Genomic DNA, 25,532 nt, shown 5'->3' on the forward strand with positions numbered 1-25,532 from the left:
CAATAGGTATAGGGCTGCCTGGCATCGAAAAAGTTCGCTAATCGAGCCCCAAAGCCGCCAAATCGCCCTGCCCGCGGCGGATGACCTCGGGGCTGGCGCCCGTCAGGTCGATCACCGTGGTGGGCGCCAGTACGCATGCGCCGCCATCGATCACGGCGGCAAGCTGGTTGGCGTACCGGTCGAAAATGGCCTGGGCATCGTTCATGGGGTCTTCTTCGCCTTCCGGTATGAGTGTCGTGGACATCAGGGGCGTACCCGCCGCCTCGATCAGCGCCAGTGCGACCCGGTGATCGGGCACCCGTATGCCTATGGTCTTGCGCGACGGATGGGAAACCCGCCGCGGGACTTCGCGGGTGGCCTCGAGAATGAAGGTCCAGGGGCCGGGCGTGGCCATTTTCAGGAAGCGGTACTGGCGATTGTCCACCCGCGCGAAATGGCCGATTTCAGCCAGATCGCGGCAGAGCAGCGTAAGGTGGTGCCGGTCGTCCAGGCCGCGCAGGCGGCGCAGGGCATCGGCAGCGGGCTTGTCGTCCAGGCGTGCGACCACGGCATAGCTGGAGTCGGTGGGCACCGCCACCAAACCGCCGTCAGCCAATAGCTGGCCTGCTTGCTTCAGCAGGCGGACTTGTGGGTTTTCGGGGTGGACGACAAATAATTGGGCCATTTAACGTATCCTAACATTCTTGGGCAGCCAGTTTAAGTTCCTGCGGGGCGCCAGGCAATAAAATCAAACCGATTTTTACCTACAACACATCGGCATGCAGGCAGTGTAGCCGCCGTCACAGGAAAAGGAAGCCACCATGCGATTGGACAACTCGCGCGAAAGCCGCAACGTAGAAGATCGTCGAGGCCAGCGCATGCGAATAGGCGGCCGCGGCAAAATCGGGCTGGGAACGATCGTGCTCGCGCTAGTCGCCATGTATTTTGGCATCGACCCCAATGTGGTCCTGCAAACCGCCACCGGCCCCGTCGACAGCGAAACCACTGCATCCGTGCCGGCAGACACCCCGCAGACCCGCTTCGTCTCGAAAGTCCTGGCCGACACCGAAGATGCCTGGGGCGCTGTGTTTCACCAAAAAGGCTGGGGCGCTTACCAGGAACCCAAGCTGGTGCTGTTCAACGGCGCCACGCCGACCGCCTGCGGCACCGGCCAATCCGCCATGGGTCCATTCTATTGCCCGGGCGACAGCAAGGTGTATCTGGATTTAAGCTTTTTCCAGCAGATGGCACAACAGCTGGACTCACCGGGCGACTTCGCCCAAGCCTACGTGATTGCGCACGAGGTTGCCCACCATGTCCAGCATCTGCTGGGCGTGATGGAACAGGTCGACCAGGCGCGGCGCGGAGCCAGCACGGCGGCCGCCAACCAACTGTCGGTCCGCGTGGAACTGCAGGCCGATTGCCTGGCGGGCGTCTGGGCGAACCACTCGGACACCCAGCGCGGCACGCTTGAGCCGGGCGATATCGAAGAAGCCCTGAATGCGGCCAGCGCCATTGGCGACGATACGCTGCAAAAGCGTTCGCAAGGCCATGTGGTGCCAGACTCGTTTACCCATGGCACCTCCGCCCAGAGGGTGCGCTGGTTCAGCCAGGGCTTCCAGAGCGGCGACCCCGCGCAATGCGACACCTTCGGCGCGACGGCGCTTTAAGCGGGGCGGCGCGGTAAGCCCGGCATGCCAGCCCACCGGGCCAGCACCCGGCGGCCGCGCCACAACACTGCGCATTCATGCTAGAATTCGCGTCTCTGTTGGACGGCTGAACAGCGAAGAAAATGCTATACTCTTTCGTTGCATCAGCTGCGCTGCGTAATACACAGCGAACAGCGCAAAAACAGTGGTGACCGTAGCTCAGTTGGTAGAGTCCCGGATTGTGATTCCGGTTGTCGTGGGTTCGAGCCCCATCGGTCACCCCAAGAATTCATGCGAATCTTCAATGATTTGCAAAACACCGAAATGGTGACAAGAACCATACTTGGTGACCAGAACACAGTTAGCCCGCCACCGTGCGGGCTTTTTTGTGCCATAAATTATAAAAGAGCGCATCGAATCAAAAGGATGGCACGCTGGTCCCATGCGGAGGCGGACTCAGTGACTCTGTATCCGCGCAAAAACACAACAATAAAGATGCATTTATCCCTACAAACACAACAAATATGTTGTATCATTCCTTTATCGAAACACATAAAGGAGGGCGATGAAATACAGCGAGTTCAGGAGATGGCTAAAGAAGCAAGGGGCAGAGTTTACAGCCCACCGCTCGGGAAGCAGCCACTACCGAGTAACGCTAAATGGTAAATCGACAATCTTCCCTGACCACGGCAACAAGGAAATCGGTAAAGGACTAGTCGAAACGATCAAGAAGCAACTCGGTATCAAATGAAGCACAGCAGACCTCTCGGGGTCTGCTTATCGCGCAAGTCGCCCAGAAAGGAAATATATGTTGACCTATCCTCTTACTCTCACTCCAGACGACAACGGCACATTCCTTGTCCAGTTCCCAGATGTCCCTGAGGCAATCACCGTCGCAGACGACGAGACAGAAGCCTTGGTAAACGGACAGGAAGCATTGGAGGCCGCCATCGAGATCTACTTCGATGAGAAGCGGGTCGTCCCGCATCCGTCAAAACCCAAGCGAGGTCAGCTTTCCGTCACATTGCCTGCCCTTGTTGCGGCTAAAGTGCTACTTGCCAACGAAATGGTGTCTCAAGGTGTCCGCAAAGCCGAACTGGCCCGACGCCTGAACGTCCATATGCCCCAAGTCGACCGATTGGTTGATCTGCGCCATTCGTCAAAGCTAGAGAATATCGAGCTGGCGTTTCAGAAGCTCGGGAAATCGCTCGATATCCGGGTCGTCTAAAGCAAAAATCCGCATGGATGCTAGTGGTAAAAAAAACGAGGGCTTCACCCCCCACAGCCGCCGCCCAAAAGAAAAAGCCCTGCGAAGGGGGCTTCACAGGGCAAAAAACAACATTAAGCTCAAATCATACGTACTGCTCGGCGTAGTATAACCAACTTAAATGATAATGACTATCGTTATCGTTAAAATATTGCGCGGGCCTTAGAACGGCCCTTTGAACACGAAAAACGCGCCCAGGCAGATCAAGCCGAAACCGATGGCATGATTGATGGTGAAAGTTTCCTTAAGATACAGCACCGAAAAGCCCGCGAACACGATCAGCGTGATCACTTCCTGTATGGTTTTCAGCTCCGCCGCCGAATAGGCGGCGTGCCCGATCCGGTTGGCCGGCACCGCCAGGCAGTACTCCAGCAGCGCAATCGCCCAACTGATCAGCACCACCTTGACGATGGGGCTGTTGGGAAACTTCAGATGCCCGTACCATGCGACCGTCATGAATACGTTGGACATGAAAAGCAAGAAGATGGGCAGGGCTTTGTGCATAATAGAGATCCTTGTGCTTGCCGCAGATTCTACCGTGACTCAACCACCTGACACCCCTCCTTTTCTACTCGACTGGTCGCTTGCCCCGCCAGGCTGGCAGTGGGCCGCCCAGGACGAAGACGGGCGCTGGTTCTGGTACGGGGTGCAGCCCACCCCCGGAATCGGCGGCGGCGTATGGCGCGCGCCCTCGCGCGCGCAGTTACTTGCCGGCCAGGGCGAACCCAATCCCCAATGGTACGAAACGCTGCAAAACCGCCCGGCCTCGGACCCATAAACTATCTTATATACTTGGCACTGGCCTGATCCCCGCGGGGAAGCGGCACGCGCCCAGCCGGGCTGGCTGGACTATCACTTCCCTGGACAGACAGAGTCGGTTTATGGCGTTGAACATGGCCTATTTGGAATATCTGGTTTCGGAATACTGGCCGCATCTGGCGCTTTTGCTCAGCGTCGCCGTCGGCGGAACAGCCGCTGTCCACGCCGCCATGACCAAGAACGACGTCCGGGCCGCCATAGGCTGGGTGGGCATCATCATGATGTCGCCACTGGTCGGCCCCTTCATCTATCTGATCGCCGGCATCAACCGGATCCGCCACGACCACATTTCAGACCAGCGCAATAAAAGCCTGAAAGACTACGCCGTGACGCCCGATCTGCCCGCCGCGGATATCAGCGGCATTGCCCCATCGCAGTTTGCTTCGCTGCGCGTACTGGGCGACCGCGTCAGTCATTTCCCCTTGCGCGACGGCAACTGCATCCAGATTCTGCAGGGCGGCGACCAGGCCTATCCCGCCATGATCGCCGCCATCGACCAAGCCCAAAAATCCGTTGCCCTGCAAACGTATATCTTCGATAACGACAGCGAAGGCCGCAAGGTGGTCGACGCGCTGGCACGCGCGGTAGAGCGCGGCGTCGCGGTGCGCGTCCTGATCGACGCGGTCGGTTCGAAATACTCGCACCCGCCCATCATTCGGCTCTTGCGCAAGAAAAAGATCCCGGCCGCGCTGTTCATGACCAACCCCTTGGGCTTTATGCGCATGCCCTACGCCAATCTGCGCAGTCACCGCAAAATACTGGTCATGGACGGCTGCACCGCCTTTACCGGCGGCATGAATATACGCGCGGGCTTCGTCTCGGCCGTGGCCGGCCCCGATACCGCCAGCGATACGCATTTCAAGGTGGAAGGGCCGGTTGTGCTGCAGTTGATGTCCGTCTTTGCCCACGACTGGGAGTTCACCACCAAGGAAAACCTGCCCTACGAAACCTGGTGCTGCAATACGTGGCGCGCCCCGGCGCCCCATGCGCTGGCACGCTGCATCCGCTCGGGCCCCGACCGCTATATTGTGGGGACCCACAACATGCTGCTGGGTGCGTTCGCCGTGGCGCAAAAGCACATACGCATACAGTCGCCCTACTTCCTGCCGGATCAGGTGCTGCTGGGCGCCATCAACACCGCCGCCCGGCGCGGCATCATCGTGGACATCGTGATTCCGGGACGCAACAATCTGCGGCTGGTGAACTACGCCATGACCGCGCAACTGGATCAGATCATACGCAATCACTGCCGCGTATGGCGCGCGCACGGCAACTTCAATCACTCCAAGCTCATCACCATAGACGGCGCCTGGTCATACGTGGGGTCGTCGAATATGGACCCCCGCAGCCTGCGCCTGAATTTTGAGCTGGACATGGAAATCTACAGCCGCGAGATCGCCGCCGATATCGAAAAACTGATCGACAGCGAAATCAGCAATGCGGAAGCCGTCACGCTGGAAGGGCTGGCCGCCATCCCTTTCCGCAAACGCCTGCGGAACCGGATCATCTGGCTGGCCAGCCCTTATCTTTAGCTGAACTGAATTGCATTGCATCCTGCACGGGCCGCGAAGCCGCCGGCCCGAACAGAATGCAACAAGCCAATCAAGGCTTACTGGGGCGGTACACCCGCCTCTTTGACGACAACGGCCCAACGATCGATTTCGGCATCGACGAATTCACCGAATTTTGCGCCCGTCAGGTTAGGGGTTGCGCTGCCATTGCTCGCCCAAAGCTCTTTTACCTTCGGCGCATTCAAGGCCTTGACGATCTCAGCCGACATTTTCTCGACGATATCGGCAGGCGTACCGGCCGGCGCCCACATGGCGTACCAAGTGGACACCTCGTAATCCGGCACGCCCGCTTCAGCGGCGGTCGGCACATCGGGGAACGAAGGCGAACGCTCCGCCGCTGCAACAGCCAGCGGACGGATGGAGCCTGCGCGGATGTGAGAGGCCGAAGAACCGAGCCCGTCGAAGGCCACGTCGACCTGCCCGGTGATCAGGCCGCTCAGCATGGGACCCGCCCCTTGATAAGGCACATGGGTCAATTGAATCCCGGTCTTCAGGGCAAACAGCTCACCCGCCAGATGGTGGGTGCTGCCCATGCCGGCCGATCCGAAGTTGATCGTGCCGGGACTAGCCTTGGCCTTTTCCAGCAGTTCCTTGACGCTGTTGACCGGCAGGTTCTTGGGATTCACCACAATGATCTGCGGCGGCTGAGCCAGCAGGGCCACCGGCGTAAAATCCTTCTGGATGTCGTAGGTCAGCTTCTTGTAGATGGAGGGGGCTACCACGTGATGCGCACCGCCCATGAAGAAGGTGTAGCCGTCGGGCGCAGCCCGGGCTGCCACGCCGGCGCCCAGCGTTCCGCCTGCGCCGCCCCGGTTGTCCACCACCACGCTCTGGCCAAGCTGCTGGCCAAGCTGCTGCGCCAGCGGACGGGCGAAAGTGTCGGTTCCGCCGCCCGCGGGGAACGGCACAACAACGGTAATGGCCCGCTCTGGCCAGGCGGCGTGAGCAGCGCCCGCCGCCGTCAGTGCGGACAACGCCATGGCTGCCGCGTAAACGAAACGTTTTTTCATCATATCTCCTCTGAGTTTTTATCTATAAAACTGCGACCATTCGCATCATGCACCCTGCATTCTGTGGCAGGGGTACTTCACCTACATTGAACCGCTATAAATTACAGATCCTTGTATTGTTCACGCAATGCGTTCTTCTGCACCTTGCCCATGGTATTGCGGACCAGCGCATCGGCAAAATGCACGCGCTTGGGCACCTTGAAATTGGCCAGGCTGTCTTTGAGGCTGGCCAGTATCCGGTCGGCATCCAGTGTCTGGCCGGGCTTGGGCACGACCACCGCCACAACCGCCTCGCCGAAGTCGGGATGCGGGACGCCTATCACGGCCGACTCGTCGACACCCGGCAGCGCATCGATGACCAGCTCGATTTCCTTGGGATATACGTTGTATCCCCCGGAGATGATCAGATCCTTGCTGCGGCCCACGATGGTCAGGTAGCTGTCCGGCGCGTTCGCGCCACCGAACTGCCCCACGTCGCCCGTGCGGAACCAGCCGTCGGCGGTGAACTCTTCGCGGGTTTTCTCTGGCATGCGCCAATAGCCGGAAAACACATTCGGGCCCTGCACCTGCACATTGCCGATTTCGCCGGCAGGCAGGCTGTTTTCCTGCTCGTCCACGACACGGACCGATACGCCCGGCAGAGGCAGGCCCACCGTGCCGCCTATGCGTTCGCCCAGCGAAGCATCGTAGGGGTTGGAGGTCAGCATGACGGTTTCGCTCATGCCGTAGCGCTCGAGTATGGTCATGCCGGTACGCGTCTGGAACGCCTGGAACGTTTCGGTGAGCAGCGGCGCGGAGCCTGAAATAAACAAGCGCATATTGCTGCATACGTCGCGCGTGAAGCGGTCGTCGGCCAATAGGCGGACGTAATAAGTGGGCACGCCCATCATCACGGTGCTTTGCGGCAGATAATGCAGCGCCTGGTCCACATTCAGCCTGGGCAGCCAAATCATCTTGGCGCCGGCCAGCAACGCCCCATGCGACGCCACGAACAAACCGTGCACATGGAAGATCGGCAGCATGTGCAGCAGGACATCGTCTGAACGCCAGCCCCAGAATGTTTTAAGCACCTGCGCATTGGACGACAGATTGCGATGGCTGAGCATGGCCCCTTTACTGCGCCCCGTAGTCCCCGAGGTATACAGAATGGCGGCCAGATCGTCGGGCTTGCTTTGCACCGTCTGGAAATCGTCGCCCTGGCTGGCCGCGGCCACCGCCAGGCTGCCATTGCCGTCTTGATCCAGCGTGTATACATGGGGGGTGCCCGCTTTCTTGGCAATCCCTTCCATCCATTCCAGGTTCTTACTGTCGCAGACCACCATGGCGGGCTCGGCATCGGTCAGGAAATACTCGACCTCGGCCGAGCGGTAAGCCGTATTCAGCGGCAGATACACCAGCCCGGCGCGCAGGGTCGCCAAATACAGCATCAGGGCTGTCGGCGATTTTTCCACCTGGACCGCCACCCGCGCGCCCGGCGGCAGGCTCAAGGCCTGCAGCAGCGAAGCCAGCCGGCCGCTCATGGTTTCAATGTCGTTCCAGCTATAAGTCTGTTCGGGTGTTTCGATCGCGACGGCCGAGCGGTCCTGCGGAAAGCCCGAGGCCAGAAAAGCGTACAGATTGGCGTTGCCTTCCAAATCAATCTCCTGTGAATACCGGTTCTGAGCCGGCTAAAAATGCGCGCACCCCTTCGTGATGATCACGGCTGGGCGCATAACTGAATAAGGCCTGGAGTTCAGTGTCGGTCAAGGGTTCTGGCGAGGCGCACAAGCGCGCCGCCGTCTGCTTGTTGAGGCGGGCCGCCAAGGGCGCCCCCTTGGCCAGCCGGCGCGCGGTGCGCATGACGTCGCCCGCTACGTCCTGTTGAGGCAGCACCCGTGTCAGCAAACCCTTGGCCAGGGCCTCGGCCGCATCGAATACCCGTCCTTCGAGCAGAATTTCCAATGTGACCGCGCGCCCTGCCAGCGCCAGCAGGCCACGCATCTCGCCGGGCGCCATGGGAAAGCCCAGGCGATTGATCGGCACGCCGAAACGCGCCGTGGATGAAGCGATGCGCAAATCGCACTGGCTGGCGATTTCCAACCCCCCGCCCACGCATACGCCGTCGATCTGCGCCAACACCGGATGCATGCACGAGCCGATGGCCTCGAGCGCGGGCGCAAGCACTTGAGTGTGATAATGCATCACGCCGGCCTGGTCGGCGCGATGCCGGGGGAACTCGCGGATATCGGCGCCCGCCGCGAAATTGCCGCCCTCGCCGCGCAGCACGACGCAGCGCAGCGCCTGATCGGCCGACAGTTCGGTAAATATTCGCTGGAGCTCGCGCCACATGGAAATGCTGATGGCATTCAGGCGCCCCGGATGGCTCAGCGTGACGAGCGCGATGGCGCCCTCGAACTCGAGCAGTACGCGCCCGCCCGCGGCGCCGGTATCGTCAACACTCACAACCATCGCAGATTCATTCCCACCTTGGGTTTCCCGGCCGCCAACAGGGCAAGATTATCATCCAGTTGGTCCAATTCATATAGGTAATTGGTCATGATGCCGCAAGACTGCGCCATGCCTTTCGCGGAGCAGTCGGCAGCCCAGTTGACGCGCTCGATGCGCGCCCCATTGCCCAGGTGAAACCGCGCCACCGGGTCCAGCGGCTGGCCATTCTTCATGATCTTCAAATACTGGACCGCCAGGCGCAAGCCCGTGCGCTGGATCGCATCGGAGGCCTGCCCGGCTGCCGCCGACTTCAGGCGGTCGACCCACTTGAGCCCGGATTCAGGATCATCCAGCGCTTGCTGCTTGTCGGCCTTGTCGTGCAGCAGGGCTTGCATGGCCTTGCCGTCCTGCTTGCCCAGCCAGTCGGCGAAGCCCGGAATGGGCGACAGCGTTGCAAAGGACTTGAGGCGGGGCAATTCACTGACCAGCTCATCGATCACCCGCTTGAGCAGGAAGTTGCCGAAACTGATGCCGCGCAATCCGGGCTGGGTATTCGAGATGGAATAAAAAATAGCCCAGCGCGCCTTGCCCGTGTCATCGGGCGGCGACTGCGGGTCCAGCAGCACCTGCACATTACCGGCCATCTGCGTGGCAAATGCGACTTCGACAAAAATCAGGGGCACATCGCTCATGCGCGGATGAAAGAACGCATAGCAGCGGCGATGGCCGGCCACCCGGTGCTTCAGCTCTTCCCAGGAACGGATTTCGTGTACGGCCTCGTACTGGATCAGCTTTTCAAGCAAAGAAGCGGGCGAGTCCCAAGTAATCGGGCGCAGTTCCAGCATGCCCACGTCAAACCAGCTGCCCAGCAGCCCTTCAAGCTCACGTTCCAGCACGCTCAGGCCTGCGACCTGGTTGCGCCAGCGCAGCATGTCGGCCCGCAGCTCCACCAATAGTTTCAGGCTTTCGGCCTGGGCATACAGGCGACGGAACAGCCTCAGGCCCTGGTCCTCACGCGGTTCCAGAACGGCGCTGCCCTGCGCCAGGCCAGCCAGCAGCGAGCGGCGCTCTTTAGCATCGGCTTCCAGATAGCGCTTGCTCCATTGCTTGGCCAACCGGTTGGCGGCCACATCGGTCAAGCGCGCCGTGAACAGCGTCTGCACATCGATCGGCGCCGGCAGTTGATCCCGATCCAGCCAGCGGCTCAGGCGCGCAATCAGGCCTTGGGTTTCTTTTTCCTTGCCCGCTGCCGCGTCAACAACGGCCAGGGCACGTTCCGGGGTCTGCGTATCGGTAGCAGTCATGATCAAACTCCTGAATCGTTTAGGGCGGTTACGTCCGCCGCGTCCGCCGCATGGGCGCGGCTTTCTTGCTCGGTCAGTATGTGAAGCGCATCAAGTTGCCGCATCAGGTGCTTGCGCGTCAGGGCTTCCGCGCCATCCGGGTCGCGCGCTTTCAGGGCGGCGAAAATGGCCAGATGCTCGGCGCAGGACTCATGGACGCGCCCCGGATAGGCCAGGCTTTTAAGCCGCGACAGGCTAAGCAGCTTGCGCAGATTGTCGACCAGATCCGACAGCCAATGATTGTCGGCCAGTTCTTGCACGGCCTCGTGAATCAGGGCGTTCGTAGCGTAATACTGGTCTATGTCCCCGGCGCGCGCCTGCGCCTGGAGCTGCTGGTGCAGGGGTTCCAGCCGCTGAAGGTCCGCATCGGTGATCTTGCGCGCCGCTTCGTGGGCGCAACGCCCTTCCAGCATGGCCATCAAGGGAAAAATATCGTCCAGGTCGCGCATCGACAACTGATTGACGAAACATCCGCGCCGCGGCTCGAGCCGCAGCAAGCCTTCGGCAACCAGCACTTTGAGCGCTTCGCGCAGCGGGGTGCGCGAGATGCCCAACTCGTGCGTCAGGCGCACTTCGTCTATCCACTCGCCGGCTTCGAGTTCGTGCGCCTGGATCATGGCCCGCAGTCTGTCGGCCACTTCAAGGTAAAGCACCTGCTGAACGATACGCGTACTCACCACACCTCCGTCGAGCGAATGACGCTCATAATTCATAATTATGGCGAAATTCCCGCGTAACGCAAGAGGCCGATGGTTATTGTTAACCCTAGGCATGCACTGGCGTATCATGAGAGGCTGTTACATTTTGCCCATGTACCCGTCCATTACCCACCAGGAGCCTCGCCATGCAGCACGCCGCACCCGCCGAAAACATTCCCGATAGCCAGAACTGGCACGATGAAACCGCTGTCTTGCACGGCGATGCGTGGCTGGCGGCCGACACATCGGTGACGCCCCCGATCCATTACAGCACCACTTTCCGGGCCGACAGCGCGAACGCCTTCGCCGAGATGGCCAACACCCCCCGACACCCCGGCTTCTACACCCGCTACGGCAACCCGGTGCATCAGCGTGTCGAAGCCATACTGGCCAGCCTGGAAGGCACCGAGGCCGCCCTGTTGACGGCGTCGGGCATGGGCGCCATCAGCACCACGATACTGGCGCTGGTCGAGCGCGGCGACCATGTCATCGCCCAACAGCGCCACTACATGAGCACCTCGAAATTGTTCGAGGAAGTGCTGCCGCGCTTCGGCGTCGAATCGACCATCGTGGACCAGACCGACCTGGACGCCATGGCCGCCGCGATCCGGCCCAATACCCGCCTGATCATGGTGGAAACGCCCGTGAACCCGACGCTGTCGCTGACCGATCTGCAAGCGGTCGCCCAGTTGGCGCGGCCCAAAGGCATCATCACCGTCGCCGATAATACCTTTGCCTCGCCGCTCAATCAGCAGCCGCACGCCCTGGGAATCGACATTGTGCTGCATAGCGCCACCAAGTATTTCGGCGGCCATCACGACATCACCGCCGGCGCCGTCTGCTGCAGCAAGGCGCACGCCGAAAAGATCTGGAGCATGCACACCACCCTGGGATCGGTCCTGTCCCCCATGGATGCCTGGCTGCTGCTGCGCGGACTGCGCACCCTGCCGCTGCGTCTGGAGCGCATCAATGCCAATGCCCTGGCGCTGGCGCAATGGCTGGAGACCCAGCCACAGATCGAGCGCGTGTTCTACCCCGGCCTGGAAAGCCATCCTCAACACGATCTGGCACGCAGGCAGATGCGGGGTTTTGGCGCCGTCATCGCGTTTTCGGTCAAGGGCGGCTTCGAGGCCACCAGCCGTTTCGTATCGAGCTTAAGGCTGGCGACCCATGCCGTCAGCCTGGGCGGCGTCGAAACCCTGGCCGTGCACACCGCCGCCATGTGGGCGGGCACCATGAACGAAGCCCAGATGGCGGCGGCGGGCATCGAGCCCAATTTCGTGCGCATGTCGGTCGGCGTGGAGCATATCGACGACCTGAAGGCCGACATGGCGCGCGCCCTGAACGCACCGGCCTAAGCGTCAGCGCGATGCGCCACAGGCATGGCGCCCGGTCCGGCGTCAGGTCACCAACTGGAAGGGCCTGACCCGCCGCAGCGTCATGATCAGGCCCAGCGACAGCACGAACACACAGACGGCGGTAACAGGAATCGACCACCACGACGACGTGCTGTCGCCCATCAGATCCGTGGCATCGCCCACCAGGCCAAGCACAAAAATGTGCACGCAATAAATGCCCAGGGTGCAGGCGGCTATCCGATTGACCGGCCCTGCGTATTCGCCCGCCTTGGTACCCAGGCCGTACAGAATGTTGAAGGCGCACACGGACGAGGCCAGCACGAACGGAGACAGATAGTCGTAGAACAGCGTATCGGGCGCGCCGGTCTGTTTGGAGTAGGCGTAGGTCGCCACCATGGTCAGGACGCTGAACAGCAGGAAGAAGCCCACATTGGCAAACCAGTATTTGCGCTTTTCAGGATGCTGCACATAGACCTCGTGCACATACGCCCCCAAAAACAAATACCCAATCAGGCCGAAAAAAGAATCGAAGCCATAGACCTCGAGCAGATTGACATCGATCTGCCCCACCGCCTGAACCGTGGGCCAGGCGGAAACCAGCATCCACAGTATCAAGTACGCCTTCTTTTCCGAAGGCCGTGTGGCATTCCAGATTTTCCTCAGGAAAGGCACGAACAGATAGATGCCGACAATGGCATACAGATACCAAAGATGAAAGGTCACCGGGCCATTGGCCAGTTCCTTGATCCAGTCGTACCAAGCCCCATACTGCTTGCCTTCCCAGGTGTTCCACGCCATGTAGAACAAGGACCAGAACAGCAAGGGCGGCAAGATGCGCGCAAAGCGCTTCTTGAAAAACTCCGGCATGGACTCTTGCCGGCCCAGCAATAGTACGCCGGTGATCATCAGGAATATCGGCACACAGCTGCGTGTCAGCGAATCATAAAAATTGCTGGCCCACCACTGATCGTCGAAGACGCCGAAACCGACCGCAGCCACATGCAACACCACCACCATAAAGCATGCCCCCACCCTGGCGGTGTCCATGGCTGTGCTGAAGGTGCTCTTTGCCTGAGGCATATTCGTCGACTCCTGTCCTAAAATTCCTTATCTAGAGTTAACACGGCAGAAGTGCGCGGATGCAAACGCCTATGTCAGGTCATTGCCAAGCGTTAATGGATGCCGTTTATTCCGGCGCCCATTAACAACTGATTGCGATTGACAACAGCTTCTTGCCTGTTTTTCAAACCGGCGCCAAATCAGGACGGCCAGACAACCATGCGGGCATCACTCGCCAAGCCGAAGGCGTACTGGAGAAATAAAAAGCGGGCCGGTAGAATGGTCTAGTACAACCCTCACAAGCCGACCAGGGAAAAGCTGTTATGCGCCGACTTATGCTGCTACGCCACGCCAAATCAGATTGGCCCGACCACCTTGCCGACCATGACCGCCCGCTGGCAAAACGCGGCCAGCGCCAGGCGCCGGACATGGCCCGCTACATGGCGTCCCACGGACTCCTGCCCGATCTGGTCATTGTGTCGACGGCGCGCCGCACCCAGGAAACATGGCAGTTGCTGAAGCCCGCCTTCCCACCGGCAACAAAACAGCTCGATGACGGCCGGATTTATGAAGCGCCCACGTCCAGCCTGCTCCAGGTCCTGCGCGAAGCCGACGACGCGGCGCACGTTCTGTTATTGATCGGCCACAACCCTGGCTTCAACGATCTGGCAAACCGCCTGATTGCCAAGGAACCCGCATCGCCCGCCCTGGCGCGCCTGCAGCGCGGCTATCCCACCTCGGGGCTGGCGGTGATTGATTTCAAGGTGGATCACTGGGCCGACGTCGCAGACGGCGGCGGACGGTTGGAACGGTTCGAGACGCCGGCTTCCATTGGGGACTAGGGTTTTTGGTGCGAATACAGCATCCTGCTGGCATTACGATGGTAATGCCGCCGCACTTTCCAGAAACGCTTGAGTACGACCCGCACCCATATAGCCAACGTTGAAACGCAGCCATGGACATACTTCATTATTGGGCCGATGATTCGCCCCAGGTACTAGATGGACATCAAACTTGGTAGCGTGCTCAACAATCCGTTGAGAGTCCTGAATATGCGGGATACGAGTCCATACAAACATACCGCCGCGTGGCTCTTCATAGATATCCCATCCGGATCCGCGCAATTGCCCAACTGCACGGCACAATGCGGTTCCCATTCTTTGCCGCAGTGTTTCCATATGTCTATTATAGGTTCCTTGCTTAAGCAGCGAGGCAACAACACTCTCCGCAAATTTTGTTCCGCCCATACTCGTGAGCATCTTTACATCGACAAGCTTTGAAATAAGCTTTGTGTTTGCAGCCACATAACCAAGCCGGAACGACGAAGACAATGTCTTGGAAAACCCACCGATATAAATGACGCGTTCTAATTGATCTAGTGTTGCCAAACGCTGCGTTGGCGTTGATTGCAAGTCCGCAAAGACGTCATCTTCTACAATCAGAAAATCATGTTGGTGTGCCAATCCTAAAATCCGGAATGCAACGTCAGGCGATACATTTGTCGCTGTAGGATTATGAAAAACCGTATTTAGAAAGAATAATTTTGGGCGATGTATCCTGAGCATCTTTTGCATGACATCTACATCTGGCCCGTTACGCCGCCGAGGAATACCAACGAGCGAAATTCCTAAAAGCTTGAGCAGGCCAAACAAATTGAAATAACCTGGATCCTCAACAAACACCAAATCCCCCGGCTGCAGCATCAAGCGCGTCACGAGATCAAGAGCTTGGCTCGCACTATGCGTGACGAGGATATGGTCTGAAGATGCAGCAACTTCGAAGTTTGCAAGACGCCGCGCTATCTGTGTTCGAAGTATGTTGTCGCCTAGCGGTGTGGCGTAATCAATAAGGCTTGCAACATCGGTACGTGAGATCTTACGAATCGTCTGCGCGATACCGTCTACGTCTCGCCATGCTTCCGGTACAAAACCGCTCGACAACGGTGGGGCGCTTCCTGGAGCGTTGAACTGCCGCAGCACTTGCCACGACTCCTCTTGAGCCTTGGTGGGTTCAAGACTTCCCATACGATGGGCGTGGCCATTGGCATGGCATGCCACATAAAAACCAGCGCCATGCCGTGGCTCTATCAGTCCTTGCGACACAAGGTGATCATAGGCCTCAGTAACTGGATAGCGGCTGATGCGGTTCGCAGCCGCTAGCTGTCGTATGGATGGCAGCTTATTACCCGCGTGTATTTGCCCTGAGCGAATCATCGTCTCTAGCTTCAAAACAAGCTGCTCCTTAAAAGAAACAGGTTTGAGACGATCAATCTTAATGTGCATATGCAAGGACCTAAAAGTGTTCGTCACATTCTATCTGACACTTTTTAGTGTCAGATAGGGAAGTGTCTATTCCGCTACGGTCCCTACAACGAGAGAATGTGACCAACTCCAAGTTTGCTCATTCATAAAGTTGATGATTAAAGAGTGATAGTTCGATTAAAGATCTATTTTCTGAAGTATGCAGATCAAGACTTGTCGCTGTATCAGAAACAGTATAAGTCTCTATTAAATATCAACTGATTTCCTGTTCACAAGGAATACCGTGAAAGCTATAGATGTCAGCCTCGCCGTTTTTATTACGGCAATATGGGGCGCAAATTTCTCTGTCATTAAACTAGGTCTAACATCAATTGACCCGTTTATGCTCGCGGGAATTCGATTTTTGCTTTGTGCCGTGCCTGCTATTTTCATACTTCCTCGACCAAAGGTAAGCGTTATGTATTTAGCCTCTTATGGCTTCCTGTTTGGAGTCGGGTTATGGGGCATCGTAAACTTGGGCATCCAGGCTGGCCTTTCTGCCGGAATTGCCTCATTAGTACTACAACTCAGTGCTTTTTTTACGATTATTTTGGGCTCGCTCGTTTTCAAAGAGTCAATTTCACGATTTCAGTGCTTCGGAATTGTGATTGCGTTACTGGGATTGGCGACAATAATAACAATCACAGATGGTTCAGTAACTATTCTTGGTGTTATTTTGGTCGTAATAGGAGCATTATCCTGGAGTCTGGCCAATATTATTATCAAGCTTGCTGGCACCAAAGACGTACTGGCCTTCCTTGTATGGTCGTGTTTATTCTCCCCAATTCCACTCTTTGCAATAGCTTTCTTTCAACACGGAACGGAAATTTACTCCACCACACTATCTAATTTGAATTGGATAGCCATCTTCTCAATTTTATTTCAGGTATATCCCACGACTTTGTTTGGGTATTGGGCCTGGAACAAACTTCTTAAGATCTATCCCGTTTCAAGCGTGGCTCCGTTGTCATTATTAGTACCGGTTTTTGGAATGATTGGATCCTCTTTGATCTTTGACGAGCACATAAGCACAACAAAAATTATTGCAACGGCACTTATCGTATTGGGGCTAGCCGTGAGTCTGTATGGGTACAAAATCCAAAAAATTATATTTGGCCACTCATCAGCTTGAAAAGAGAGGATTAGGATTTCAAAAAGAGGACTAGGGTTTCTGGTGCGAATACAGCATCCTGCCCTTTGCCGGCAATTCGGCCCGTAGAATCGAGCCGGACTCCGACTCGGCCATGATCAATGTGTTCGTTCCGGGAATATAGGCAAGGTTGGTCACCATATTCCCGCAAGGACTGCGCACGTAGTGCGTCACCTCTCCTCTTGCGTTCATCAGAAAGGCGCCTCCCAAGCTACCATGGGCCATCGCCACCCCGCCTTGCTCGTCCAGTGCAAGGCCATCTGGTCCGCTCGTCCCAAAGAAAGTCTGGAACGCGGCCATCTTCGAGACTGAACCGTCCTTCTGCATAGGACCGCGCCATATCGCGTTTGCGCGCGTTACCGCCACGAACAACGCTTGGGCGATCTCGTCGACAACCAGCCCGTTGGGGCTGGGCGCATTCGAGACCAGGCAGTCCAGGCGGCCGTCCGGCGAAAGCCGATAGACTTTCCCCGACGGATCATGCATGCCGGTTTGCCCCTGATCGGTGAAGTAACAGCTTCCATGCGAGTCGAAGGTCAAGTCATTGATGCCCTTGAACGATTCGCTGTTCCTGTGGCCCAGCACTGTTTCCAGTTTTCCTGAGGCGGGATCGAGCTTCAAAATACCCTGGCGATAGTCGGCAATCCACACGCTGCAATCCGCATGGATGGCAATCCCGTTAGGCCATCCGTCGTACTCAAGGACAAGTTCCCACGCCAAGCTGGGCGTAATGCGAAAAATGCGGCCATGTGGAATATCGGTCACATACAGATTGCCCAGCCTGTCGTATGCCGGCCCCTCCAGAAAACTGTCAATGATCTTCCCGCCCTTGTTGGCATCGGCCCAACTGCTGGGCGTTTGCTTCCTTAGGTGATGGGGCAACTGGGTCAGGACTTCCGCGTCAATGAGCACCGGTGCAGTGAAAGACAAATTCAACATGGCGATTCCCTTATAGCCTATTGACCGGAAGCAATGCCTACTTGCTTGTCCAGATCGATCCAGCGAACCATGTCTTTTTTGATGATATCGTTGAATTCGTCCGGCGTGGTGATGTAGGCCTCGGCGCCCTGCTCATGAAGCCGCTCTTGCAACTTGGGATCGGCCAAAGCCTGTTTGATCTCTTTCTGCAAGGCGTCGATCACGTCATCCGGCGTGCCGGCGGGGGCCAGCAATCCAAACCAGTTGTCCATATGGTAGCTTGGCAGCCCCTGTTGGCGAATGGGCAGGATATCGGAACCCATGGATAGCGGATCCGTGCCGCTGACGCCCAGCGCGCGGGCTTTTCCCCCTCGCACGCCAGGCATCGCTGAAGGCGAGGCGGTAAAGAGCAGATCGACCGTACCGGACATAATCGCCAGCATGGCTTCGCCACCGCCTTTGTACGGGATATGGGTCAGATCGATACCGGCCTCGTGGGCAAACAGCGCCGCGGCCACATGGGTCGTGCTGCCTGATCCGCCGGATCCGTAGTTGAGCACGCCAGGATTCGACTTTGCATGATCGATCAGTTCTTTGACCGATTTGAATTGGGAGGTAGGCGGCACCACCAAGACCATTGGTGTCTTGATCATGGTGCTCACGCCGGTAAGATCCTTTTCCGGGTCCCAGTTCAGATTTTTGTAAACCGCCGGAATGATGGCGTAACTGCCGTCGACAGCCATGAGCGTATGCCCATCGGGGGCTGAGCGGGCGACATAGCCTCCGCCAATGGTGCCTGCGCCGCCCGGCCGGTTCTCGACGACAAAAGATTGGCCCATCGATTCCGTCAACTTCTGGGCCACTTGGCGCGCCACGAAATCGACGGTGCCGCCTGGCGCCCAGGGCACCACGATACTCACCGGCTTGGACGGATAAGCCGCCGCGTTGGCGGCGCCTGCTCCCGCCCATAATCCTAGCGCCAGTCCGGCGGACACAATACGCTTCTTCATTCCTGCTACCTCCAATTTTAATTTTATGGACGGCGGGTCAGCCTCGAACCGCCGCTTTCACGTTACGACTTACGTACTGATGGGTGGCTGATGCCAATTTCCTTCAGAATTTCTTCGGTGTGCTCGCCAGGCTGCGGAATATCCAGACGCGCGCCAAGCCGCTTTCCATCGAATTGAATGGGAAGCCCCGGCACGGACGCCGGGCGCCCATCCTGAAGATGGATATCGATCAGCCCATTGCTTTCTTTAAGATGCACATCGTCATACAGATCGACTGGCTGGTTGATGCGGGCGAAGGGCAACCCGGCTTTTTCACACATCAATTCCAGCTCATCAAAACGATGCCTGGCGACAAGGGTTGCCACAAGCGGAATCAGCTCTTCGCGCGCCAAAGAACGGGCGTTATTGGTCGCAAAGCGTTCTTGCTGGATCAGAGGGTCGTTGAGCATGTCCGTGAAGATGCTCCATTGGCGGTCAGTCACCACGCCCAGGAAGATATCGATGCCGTCGGACGATGTGAAAATGTCGTATACCCCCCAGGCGCGCTTTCCCGCAGACATGGGGACGGGCGTAACGCCCGAGACCGTTGCCTGCAGCATATGGGTCGACACCAGCCACGCAGCGCTCTCGAACAATCCGCTTTTCACGTGCTGGCCACGGCCGGTCACTTCGCGCTGCCGCAGCGCGCCCATGATCGCAATGCTGCCGAAAATACCGCCCATCATGTCATTGACCGGCGCCCCCGCGCGCAATGGCCGCCCCGGAGGACCGGTCATATAGGCCAGGCCGCTGAGCATCTGGACGACCTCATCGAGCGCAGTGCGGTGCTCATAGGGTCCATCCAGAAACCCTTTCAGCGAGCAATAAATCAGCCGTTCGTTGAGCTTGTGCAGAGACGTGTAATCCAGGCCCATGGCCTGGAGCGCGCCCGGGCGAAAATTCTCAATGAACACATCAGCGGTTTCAGCCAGCTTGCGGGCCGCGTCACGGCCTGCGTCCGTTTTCAGATCAAGAATGACGCTTTTCTTGTTACGGCTGCACGCCGGGAAAAAGCCGGCGCCCGTGCTGACGAGGTATCGCGTCGGATCGCCTGGACGCTCTTCGGTGCCGGGAGGCTCGATCTTGATGACCTCGGCGCCCAGGTCGGCAAGCACCAGGCCGCAAGACGGCCCCATGACCATGTGCGACATTTCAAGAACGCGTACGCCTTCCAGGGGAAGAGGAGTGGTTTGTTGATTCATGCCTGAGTTCATAGATCGCATTGGTTGACGGCTTTGGCGGGTTCTGGGTCGAACCCGCGCGAGGGATTGGCGTACGCAAAACCTTTTGTCAGGCCGGCGGCCGGCGAACTGCCATAGAGCTCTACATCCGGCAGTGCCTGTTGCAATACATCGCGGGCGCGCAGCAATGCGTTGAAGTCGATGCCGGTATCCAGGCCCATGCTTTCAAGAAGAAACACAAGATCTTCAGTCACGATGTTCCCGGTCGCGCCCGGCGCGTAAGGGCAGCCGCCAATTCCGCCCAAGGATGAGTCGAAGGTGGTCACCCCGGCATCCAGCGCCGCCACGACGTTGGCCAGGCCCTGGCCCCGCGTGTTGTGCAGGTGCGCGCCACCGGCATGCCCGCCGATCTCCTTGCGAAGACGCAGAAACATGCGCTTGACTTGAGCGGGGTTGGCGTAGCCGACCGAGTCGGAAAGGCCCACCGTATCAGCGCCGGCCTTGACAAGCCGCAATGCCATCTCCATTACCCAGTCTTCCTGGATGCGCCCTTCCCGCGTGCAGCCGAACGCCGAGGCAATGCCGACCTCCACGCCGATACGCGCTGATTCGGGCAGGCTGTCCCGATACCGGCAGATCTCGGCGACCGCTTCAATACCTTGCTCGCACGTCATGCGTACATTGGCCATGTTGTGGGCCTGGGAAGCGGATACGGGAATATTGATCTTGGGCGCGCCGGCGGCCACGGCCAGCCGGGCGCCTTTCATGTTGGGCACAAGCGCCATCACCTCCAGGCCGGCGATGTCACGCGCTGCTTTCACCACTTCGCCGGTATCGGCCATTTGCGGAAGAAGACGAGGATTCACAAACGAACCGACCTCGATCTCCTTGACGCCGGCCGCCGCCAGTGCGCGGATCCAGGCGATCTTGGCGGCGGTGGGCATGGTGACGCCAAGACTCTGCAGACCGTCTCGTGGCCCCACTTCACTTACAAGGACATCCATATCAAATCCTTAATTTCTATCAAATAGACCAATGTTCTAATTAATAGAATATCGTACTCATCATGGCGTGTCAATTTGCTTTTACATTTCTCTTTTCAAACGGGCCGGCGCCTGCGCAGCCCGCGCAGGTCCACCATTGGCCGTTCTATAAGATAGAATTCGTATACAGTTTGATGAATCCGATTTTTAAAAGGCCTGCCCAAATGGCTCGATATCCATCACGAACGCCAGAAAACTCTTCCGCCGACAAGGGAGGGGTGATTGCCGTCGATCGCGCCTTGAGCCTACTGTGCGCATTTCAGCTCGGCGACACCGACCTTTCACTCAACGAGCTGGTAGAGCGCACCGAGCTGGTCAAGAGCACCACATTACGCATGCTCACTTCATTGATTCACTTCGGCTTGATTCAAAAAACGTCCGATGGCCGTTATCGCCTGGGCGCAGAGGTCGCTCGCCTGCACAACATCTACATGACCTCGTTCTCTCTCGAAAATGTGGTCATGCCGCACTTGCGGGCAATGGTGGAAGAGACGCAAGAAAGCGCATCATTTCATGTCCGGCAAGGTGACCATCGTTTAGTGCTCTATCGCGTCAATTCCCCCCAACTGGTCGCGGACCAAGGCCGCCAGGGCGACCTGCTGCCCCTTCAATCGGGCGCGGGCGGAAGAGTGTTGACGGCTTACGAGTCAGGCCGAGGCGCAATCTATGACGCCATTCAACGCGACAAGGTCATTGCCTTGAACGGCGACCGCGTTCCGGACTTGTCAGGCATTTCTTCGCCCGTGTTCGGCCCGGGCGCCAAGCTTGTTGGCGCCCTGACGCTCACCGTGCCCACAACGCGTTTCCACGACAAGCTGACAGATATCGTGCGCAAGCATGCGCATGACTTGACCCAGGATATGGGCGGGACCTTTCCTGCCTGAATACATCCAGCCGGCGCCGAGCCCTAGCCCTGCACCCACCGAAGAATGCGCTCGAATATCTTTTGATTGTTGCGGTCAGGCACGATCAAATGTGAATTGCCGGTGATGTTCTCGGCGGGCAAGTCAATGAATGCGTGTCCCGGCCCGCCGCCGCAGGCCAGCTTTTCAGCCCAATCCACGTGCTTGGCGCGATACCTGACCCACATTTCACTTTGGGAAATATAGTCGCCCCATACCGCCAGATGAGGCGGATAGGCGCAAGCAGGCTCGCCCTCGGGCACTGCCGGCGGCTCGATGGCAACCACCCTGCGCACGGTATCCGGAAGCCGCTGCGCGAGCATCAGGCTGTAGAAAGCGCCCTGGCTATGTCCGACCAGCATGCATGGGCCCAACTGCCTGATGAGTTCTTCATACGCCGCCAGCGTTTGTTGTTCGGTGTTAGTCCAGCGAGGCACGAATCGCTGCGCATACCATTCGAATCTTTCAACGGGAAATTGCTGCCCGGCATGGCCATGGCGCAGGTCGCCCGGCCTGAAACCTGCAACCGGCCCAAGCCGGAATGCGTGCCACATTTCCTCGAGCGTGCGGTGATGCGGCGCCTCGCTAAGCACATGTGGTACTGCCGGAAAGCCGGAGCGACCACGCTCGAACGCGTCGGTCACCACCGTATCAAAACCGGCGCGAAGGAACTTGTGCAGCCAGCCTTCCTCGCCATATGCGTCCGACTCCCAAAAGGAGCCGCTTAATCCGCCCCCATGAATGAGCACCACAGGATACGGCGACTGCGGTTGCTGTAAACAAAAGTGCTGGGCATACATCTGCCCAACCATGTGCATGCCATTCATCTGCAGCGCCACCGGACGCTCGCCGGGCACCCTGACACGTTCAGGAGCCGGTATGCCCTGAAGCTGCAAAGGGCGGCCGCCGACGAAATAGGATTTGATTGTTTTCAAGTGCACGGCGGCGCCTCATCAAAAGCGGCGGGCACGGACACCCGCCACAAGCCTGCATTATCCGGGTTTATTTGCTCGCAGCGCTGCGCAACACTTGCCCAATCTTGCGATACAGGCCTGTTTCGTCCTGGATGATCTGAGCGAATCGCTCGGCATCGATGGAGGTCACCGGCGCCAATCCGGCCGCGGCGAGTTTTTCACGAAAGCCGTCGGAGCCCGCCACTTTCCTGACGGCCGCCGCAAGCTTGTCGATCGACGCCTTGGGCGTTCCCTTCGGCACCAGCAAGCCGTACCAGGAACCCATGTATATGCCAGGATAGCCCTGCTCTTCAAATGTTGGGACATCGGGCAGCAAGGCCGAGCGCTCGGGCGCGGCCGCCGCAATCGCCTTGACCTGGCCCGCCTTGATCTGCGGCAGCACCGATCCGAGCGTTGCCAAAGACAGGTCCACATGCCCGCCCGCCAGATCAATGATCGCCGGCGCGGCCCCCTTGTAGGGCACATCGATCATTGACGTGGACGTGGCGCTCATGAACTGGTGCGCCTGCAACTGACCGCCCCCTGCCGTTGCAATCGCAAAAGAGTCCGGTTTGTCTTTCAGCAGTTGCATTAAGCCCTTGGCGTCATCGGCCGGAAAATCCGGGCGCGCAACCATCACACTGGGGGCTTCGGCCACGATCGATACCGCCTCGAAGTCCTGGACGGGATCGTACGGCAGATGCTCATACATGCCGGCGTTAATGGTGTGATTCGATCCCGCGAAAAACAGCGTATAGCCGTCAGGCTTGGCCAATTTTGCCTCGGTCGCGCCTATATTGCCGCCCGCGCCGGGTTTGTTTTCTACAACCAGCGGCACGCCAAGCTCCTCCGACATGCCCTGAGCCATAACGCGCGCCACAATATCCGTCGGCCCTCCGGCGGAAAAACCCACCAGCACCCTGAGGGGCTGGTTCGGATAGTCTTGCGCGCCTGCGGCCGTGCCGGCCAGGCCCAGGGAAAACGCAACGGCGCTGACGACGCAATGGAAGGTTTTGATCAAGGTTATCTCCTGTTTTGGCTATGTGTTTCGAGTCGGAACGGCTCTGTGTGGGGGCACTCACACCGTCTGGATAGGCGGATGATTGCAAGTTTATTAAATCTATCTAATAGAACTATATTACATCAAATAGAATTTTAAAGACAATAAGATAATGCCGTCAAGAAGGGAACCCGGCATCAACGAGGCGTCGCCCGGCCCAGCGTGAGCGGCGATCACAAAAGAGAATGGTGAAGAGAGGTTGAATCTTGAGTCCAGGGACCCAAGCCATTGGCGCGTGCCGGCGTGGCGCCGCCCGCGACGGGCGGAACGGATGAAGGATGACGATGCTGCTGGCGCGGCAGGAGGGGCTCGAACCCCCGACCCCGGGCTTAGAAGGCCCGTGCTCTATCCAGCTGAGCTACTGCCGCTGCATTGCTTGCTGCGAGGGCGCATTTTACATTAGGTAGCGTAAACATTCCCGGGCAATGCTACATTCCCTTTCGTCTATCTACCAAACAAGACGTCTTATGACACGACTGACCCACCACCTGAATATTCTTCTGTCTACGCTCATGTTGTGCGGCGCCGCATGCCTGGCCTCCAGCGCGACCGCGGGCATCACCTACAGGCTGGAACAAACCCACGCCGTTCCCGGCGAAACCGTCAATGTGCGGGCAGTGCTGTTCAACGATTCCGATACGGCGCTGACCTGGACCACCCCTAAAAACCTGGTTCTGCAATGGCGTAGCGAAAACGGAAAAACCATACGCAGCCTGGCCTATCTTGACGGCGCGGAAGCCGCCATCAATGTCCCGGTCAACAACTTCGTCAAGCTGTCATGGCGGGCGGTCGTACCCAGCGAAGCGCAAGGCTTGCAGGCGGTCAATATCGAGGGCGAGCCCACCTTGATGGCGCTCGATACCAGTCCGAAGGAGCACAGCCTGATCGCCAGCGGGCCGGCCGCCGTACCGGTGATTGATGCCGGCGCGGCCAGCGCCGGCTCCCGAAGCGACCCGCCTTTGCCCGAGAATGTTGTGGCCGCAGCGGGCGCGACCGCCGACCAGGGGCCGCCGGTCACCGCCAGGTATGGCCTGGCGTCGAATTCAAACTCGGCATTCGAAAACTTCCGCAGCGCCATTTCCGCCTATGAACCGATTTATTTCGACGTCGGCAACAAGGGCGGCAAGAATGCCCGCTACCAGGTCAGCTTCAAGTACCGTCTGTTCACGCCCAACGACCCGGAAAACCCCGAGTTCGTCGACAACATCTATCTGGGCTATACGCAAACCGCTCTGTGGGATCTTCATTCCGACTCCCATCCCTTTGTCGACACCTCGTTCAAGCCCAGTCTGTTCTGGCGCAAGGATGCCTTGTGGCAATCCGCGCAAAAAGATTGGTTCGTGGGCCTGGCCACAGGCGTCGAACACGAGTCCAATGGCAAAAGCGGAGACGATTCGCGTTCTTTGAACTTCGCCTACATTCAACCCGAACTGAACTACCGCTTTGACGGGGGCAGCACGCTGACGTTCGCCCCGCGCATAAAAAGCTACTTCTCGCTGGAAAGCCATAATCCCGACTATGCCGATTATGCCGGCCACGTCGATTGGAAGCTGCGCTTTGCCCAGGATAACGGGCTAGTCCTTACAGGCCTGTACCGGCAAGGCGACAAAGGCCGCAATGCCACGCAGATCGAAGCCGCGTGGCCGCTGCGCCGAACCTTCCTGAACATGAACGGCTACATTCATGTCCAGTATTTCAAGGGCTACAGCGAAACCCTCTTGGGCTACAACCACAAAAGCGACGGCCAGGTCCGCTTGGGGATCGCTCTGGTACCTTAGCCAAGAAGTGCATACACT

At 58.4% G+C, this 25,532-nt stretch carries 25 protein-coding genes and 2 tRNA genes; 11 read left to right on the forward strand and 16 right to left on the reverse strand.

Annotated features, from left to right (window positions below; genetic code table 11):
- Positions 1–37: 37 nt before the first annotated feature.
- Positions 38–664, reverse strand: a complete 627-nt coding sequence (locus RE432_RS18565; protein WP_310935006.1) for an L-threonylcarbamoyladenylate synthase — start codon at positions 662–664, stop codon at positions 38–40.
- Positions 665–800: 136 nt separating this feature from the next.
- Here RE432_RS18565 and RE432_RS18570 point away from each other — a divergent pair, with 136 nt between their 5' ends.
- The 4 genes from RE432_RS18570 (at position 801) to RE432_RS18585 (ending at position 2,856) form a co-directional block, all read left to right on the forward strand.
- The gene (locus tag RE432_RS18570; protein ID WP_310935007.1) at positions 801–1,649 is read left to right on the forward strand and encodes a neutral zinc metallopeptidase; all 849 of its coding nucleotides are present in this window, start codon (positions 801–803) and stop codon (positions 1,647–1,649) included.
- A 187-nt stretch (positions 1,650–1,836) separates the two neighbouring features.
- Positions 1,837–1,912 (forward strand) — tRNA-His (locus RE432_RS18575).
- A 281-nt stretch (positions 1,913–2,193) separates the two neighbouring features.
- Positions 2,194–2,379 (forward strand): type II toxin-antitoxin system HicA family toxin, encoded by a 186-nt coding sequence (locus tag RE432_RS18580; protein ID WP_310935008.1) that lies wholly within the window; start codon positions 2,194–2,196, stop codon positions 2,377–2,379.
- A 57-nt stretch (positions 2,380–2,436) separates the two neighbouring features.
- The gene (locus tag RE432_RS18585) at positions 2,437–2,856 is read left to right on the forward strand and encodes a type II toxin-antitoxin system HicB family antitoxin (protein WP_310935009.1); all 420 of its coding nucleotides are present in this window, start codon (positions 2,437–2,439) and stop codon (positions 2,854–2,856) included.
- A 201-nt stretch (positions 2,857–3,057) separates the two neighbouring features.
- Here RE432_RS18585 and RE432_RS18590 read toward each other — a convergent pair whose 3' ends face one another.
- Entirely contained in the window at positions 3,058–3,399 is a 342-nt protein-coding gene (locus RE432_RS18590) for a DMT family protein (protein WP_310935010.1), read from the reverse strand.
- A 34-nt stretch (positions 3,400–3,433) separates the two neighbouring features.
- Between RE432_RS18590 and RE432_RS18595 the strand changes: the two genes are divergently transcribed.
- Together RE432_RS18595 and RE432_RS18600 are read left to right on the forward strand one after the other, a co-directional pair.
- The gene (locus tag RE432_RS18595) at positions 3,434–3,673 is read left to right on the forward strand and encodes a hypothetical protein (RefSeq protein WP_310935011.1); all 240 of its coding nucleotides are present in this window, start codon (positions 3,434–3,436) and stop codon (positions 3,671–3,673) included.
- A gap of 115 nt (positions 3,674–3,788) precedes the next feature.
- The gene (locus tag RE432_RS18600; RefSeq protein ID WP_310935012.1) at positions 3,789–5,246 is read left to right on the forward strand and encodes a phospholipase D-like domain-containing protein; all 1,458 of its coding nucleotides are present in this window, start codon (positions 3,789–3,791) and stop codon (positions 5,244–5,246) included.
- 77 nt (positions 5,247–5,323) lie between these two features.
- Here the strand turns inward: RE432_RS18600 and RE432_RS18605 are convergent, their stop codons facing one another.
- From RE432_RS18605 to RE432_RS18625, 5 genes are all read right to left on the reverse strand, one after another.
- Entirely contained in the window at positions 5,324–6,295 is a 972-nt protein-coding gene (locus RE432_RS18605) for a tripartite tricarboxylate transporter substrate binding protein (protein ID WP_310935013.1), read from the reverse strand.
- Between the two features lie 101 nt (positions 6,296–6,396).
- On the reverse strand, positions 6,397–7,929 hold the full coding sequence (locus RE432_RS18610) for a malonyl-CoA synthase (RefSeq protein WP_310935014.1): 1,533 nt from the start codon (positions 7,927–7,929) through the stop codon (positions 6,397–6,399).
- Position 7,930: 1 nt separating this feature from the next.
- Entirely contained in the window at positions 7,931–8,743 is an 813-nt protein-coding gene (locus RE432_RS18615; protein ID WP_310935015.1) for an enoyl-CoA hydratase-related protein, read from the reverse strand.
- The gene (locus RE432_RS18620) at positions 8,734–10,026 is read right to left on the reverse strand and encodes a malonyl-CoA decarboxylase domain-containing protein (RefSeq protein ID WP_310935016.1); all 1,293 of its coding nucleotides are present in this window, start codon (positions 10,024–10,026) and stop codon (positions 8,734–8,736) included. The genes RE432_RS18615 and RE432_RS18620 overlap by 10 nt, the downstream gene beginning before the upstream one ends.
- A 2-nt stretch (positions 10,027–10,028) precedes the next feature.
- Positions 10,029–10,742 carry a GntR family transcriptional regulator gene (locus RE432_RS18625; RefSeq protein WP_310935017.1) on the reverse strand — a complete coding sequence of 238 codons (714 nt, stop codon included), beginning with the start codon at positions 10,740–10,742 and terminating at the stop codon, positions 10,029–10,031.
- 167 nt (positions 10,743–10,909) lie between these two features.
- Here RE432_RS18625 and RE432_RS18630 point away from each other — a divergent pair, with 167 nt between their 5' ends.
- Positions 10,910–12,121 (forward strand): aminotransferase class I/II-fold pyridoxal phosphate-dependent enzyme, encoded by a 1,212-nt coding sequence (locus tag RE432_RS18630; protein WP_310935018.1) that lies wholly within the window; start codon positions 10,910–10,912, stop codon positions 12,119–12,121.
- A 42-nt stretch (positions 12,122–12,163) separates the two neighbouring features.
- On the opposite strand, the gene RE432_RS18635 is transcribed toward RE432_RS18630, so the two are convergent.
- Positions 12,164–13,201 (reverse strand): acyltransferase family protein, encoded by a 1,038-nt coding sequence (locus RE432_RS18635; RefSeq protein WP_310935019.1) that lies wholly within the window; start codon positions 13,199–13,201, stop codon positions 12,164–12,166.
- Positions 13,202–13,515: 314 nt separating this feature from the next.
- Between RE432_RS18635 and RE432_RS18640 the strand changes: the two genes are divergently transcribed.
- On the forward strand, positions 13,516–14,022 hold the full coding sequence (locus RE432_RS18640) for a histidine phosphatase family protein (protein WP_310935020.1): 507 nt from the start codon (positions 13,516–13,518) through the stop codon (positions 14,020–14,022).
- A 33-nt stretch (positions 14,023–14,055) separates the two neighbouring features.
- Here RE432_RS18640 and RE432_RS18645 read toward each other — a convergent pair whose 3' ends face one another.
- A complete protein-coding gene (locus RE432_RS18645; RefSeq protein ID WP_310935021.1) occupies positions 14,056–15,462 on the reverse strand; it encodes a PLP-dependent aminotransferase family protein in 1,407 nt (468 codons plus the stop codon).
- A gap of 262 nt (positions 15,463–15,724) precedes the next feature.
- Here RE432_RS18645 and RE432_RS18650 point away from each other — a divergent pair, with 262 nt between their 5' ends.
- Positions 15,725–16,612 (forward strand): EamA family transporter, encoded by an 888-nt coding sequence (locus RE432_RS18650; RefSeq protein ID WP_310935022.1) that lies wholly within the window; start codon positions 15,725–15,727, stop codon positions 16,610–16,612.
- A 30-nt stretch (positions 16,613–16,642) separates the two neighbouring features.
- Here RE432_RS18650 and RE432_RS18655 read toward each other — a convergent pair whose 3' ends face one another.
- The 4 genes from RE432_RS18655 to RE432_RS18670 form a co-directional block, all read right to left on the reverse strand.
- Entirely contained in the window at positions 16,643–17,569 is a 927-nt protein-coding gene (locus tag RE432_RS18655; RefSeq protein ID WP_310935023.1) for an SMP-30/gluconolactonase/LRE family protein, read from the reverse strand.
- A gap of 17 nt (positions 17,570–17,586) precedes the next feature.
- Positions 17,587–18,558, reverse strand: a complete 972-nt coding sequence (locus tag RE432_RS18660) for a tripartite tricarboxylate transporter substrate binding protein (protein WP_310935024.1) — start codon at positions 18,556–18,558, stop codon at positions 17,587–17,589.
- A gap of 62 nt (positions 18,559–18,620) precedes the next feature.
- A complete protein-coding gene (locus RE432_RS18665) occupies positions 18,621–19,799 on the reverse strand; it encodes a CaiB/BaiF CoA-transferase family protein (RefSeq protein ID WP_310935025.1) in 1,179 nt (392 codons plus the stop codon).
- 8 nt (positions 19,800–19,807) lie between these two features.
- On the reverse strand, positions 19,808–20,782 hold the full coding sequence (locus RE432_RS18670; protein WP_310935026.1) for a hydroxymethylglutaryl-CoA lyase: 975 nt from the start codon (positions 20,780–20,782) through the stop codon (positions 19,808–19,810).
- A gap of 203 nt (positions 20,783–20,985) precedes the next feature.
- Between RE432_RS18670 and RE432_RS18675 the strand changes: the two genes are divergently transcribed.
- Positions 20,986–21,705, forward strand: a complete 720-nt coding sequence (locus RE432_RS18675) for a helix-turn-helix domain-containing protein (protein WP_310935027.1) — start codon at positions 20,986–20,988, stop codon at positions 21,703–21,705.
- 23 nt (positions 21,706–21,728) lie between these two features.
- Here the strand turns inward: RE432_RS18675 and RE432_RS18680 are convergent, their stop codons facing one another.
- The 3 genes from RE432_RS18680 to RE432_RS18690 all read right to left on the reverse strand — a co-directional run bounded on the left by RE432_RS18680 (position 21,729) and on the right by RE432_RS18690 (position 24,104).
- Complete coding sequence (locus RE432_RS18680; protein ID WP_310935028.1) at positions 21,729–22,658, reverse strand: alpha/beta fold hydrolase; 930 nt, start codon at positions 22,656–22,658, stop codon at positions 21,729–21,731.
- Between the two features lie 67 nt (positions 22,659–22,725).
- On the reverse strand, positions 22,726–23,697 hold the full coding sequence (locus tag RE432_RS18685) for a tripartite tricarboxylate transporter substrate binding protein (RefSeq protein ID WP_310935029.1): 972 nt from the start codon (positions 23,695–23,697) through the stop codon (positions 22,726–22,728).
- 330 nt (positions 23,698–24,027) lie between these two features.
- Positions 24,028–24,104 (reverse strand) — tRNA-Arg (locus RE432_RS18690).
- A gap of 99 nt (positions 24,105–24,203) precedes the next feature.
- On the opposite strand from RE432_RS18690, the gene RE432_RS18695 reads away from it, so the two are divergent.
- The gene (locus tag RE432_RS18695) at positions 24,204–25,514 is read left to right on the forward strand and encodes a phospholipase A (RefSeq protein ID WP_310935030.1); all 1,311 of its coding nucleotides are present in this window, start codon (positions 24,204–24,206) and stop codon (positions 25,512–25,514) included.
- The last annotated feature ends 18 nt before the right edge of the window (positions 25,515–25,532 follow it).

It is taken from the genome of Pusillimonas sp. SM2304 (assembly GCF_031628915.1).
Lineage (GTDB): Bacteria > Pseudomonadota > Gammaproteobacteria > Burkholderiales > Burkholderiaceae_B > Pusillimonas_C.

Bases quoted from the DNA above. Each gene is read 5' to 3' on its own strand.
- RE432_RS18565 (WP_310935006.1), bottom strand. From the start codon at position 664: ATGGCCCAATTATTTGTCGTCCACCCCGAAAACCCACAAGTCCGCCTG.
- RE432_RS18665 (WP_310935025.1), bottom strand. From the start codon at position 19,799: ATGAATCAACAAACCACTCCTCTTCCCCTGGAAGGCGTACGCGTTCTT.
- RE432_RS18675 (WP_310935027.1), top strand. From the start codon at position 20,986: ATGGCTCGATATCCATCACGAACGCCAGAAAACTCTTCCGCCGACAAG.
- RE432_RS18570 (WP_310935007.1), top strand. From the start codon at position 801: ATGCGATTGGACAACTCGCGCGAAAGCCGCAACGTAGAAGATCGTCGA.
- RE432_RS18660 (WP_310935024.1), bottom strand. From the start codon at position 18,558: ATGAAGAAGCGTATTGTGTCCGCCGGACTGGCGCTAGGATTATGGGCG.
- RE432_RS18695 (WP_310935030.1), top strand. From the start codon at position 24,204: ATGACACGACTGACCCACCACCTGAATATTCTTCTGTCTACGCTCATG.
- RE432_RS18630 (WP_310935018.1), top strand. From the start codon at position 10,910: ATGCAGCACGCCGCACCCGCCGAAAACATTCCCGATAGCCAGAACTGG.
- RE432_RS18645 (WP_310935021.1), bottom strand. From the start codon at position 15,462: ATGCACATTAAGATTGATCGTCTCAAACCTGTTTCTTTTAAGGAGCAG.
- RE432_RS18615 (WP_310935015.1), bottom strand. From the start codon at position 8,743: ATGGTTGTGAGTGTTGACGATACCGGCGCCGCGGGCGGGCGCGTACTG.
- RE432_RS18655 (WP_310935023.1), bottom strand. From the start codon at position 17,569: ATGTTGAATTTGTCTTTCACTGCACCGGTGCTCATTGACGCGGAAGTC.
- RE432_RS18670 (WP_310935026.1), bottom strand. From the start codon at position 20,782: ATGGATGTCCTTGTAAGTGAAGTGGGGCCACGAGACGGTCTGCAGAGT.
- RE432_RS18590 (WP_310935010.1), bottom strand. From the start codon at position 3,399: ATGCACAAAGCCCTGCCCATCTTCTTGCTTTTCATGTCCAACGTATTC.
- RE432_RS18580 (WP_310935008.1), top strand. From the start codon at position 2,194: ATGAAATACAGCGAGTTCAGGAGATGGCTAAAGAAGCAAGGGGCAGAG.
- RE432_RS18620 (WP_310935016.1), bottom strand. From the start codon at position 10,026: ATGACTGCTACCGATACGCAGACCCCGGAACGTGCCCTGGCCGTTGTT.
- RE432_RS18585 (WP_310935009.1), top strand. From the start codon at position 2,437: ATGTTGACCTATCCTCTTACTCTCACTCCAGACGACAACGGCACATTC.
- RE432_RS18640 (WP_310935020.1), top strand. From the start codon at position 13,516: ATGCTGCTACGCCACGCCAAATCAGATTGGCCCGACCACCTTGCCGAC.
- RE432_RS18605 (WP_310935013.1), bottom strand. From the start codon at position 6,295: ATGAAAAAACGTTTCGTTTACGCGGCAGCCATGGCGTTGTCCGCACTG.
- RE432_RS18635 (WP_310935019.1), bottom strand. From the start codon at position 13,201: ATGCCTCAGGCAAAGAGCACCTTCAGCACAGCCATGGACACCGCCAGG.
- RE432_RS18600 (WP_310935012.1), top strand. From the start codon at position 3,789: ATGGCCTATTTGGAATATCTGGTTTCGGAATACTGGCCGCATCTGGCG.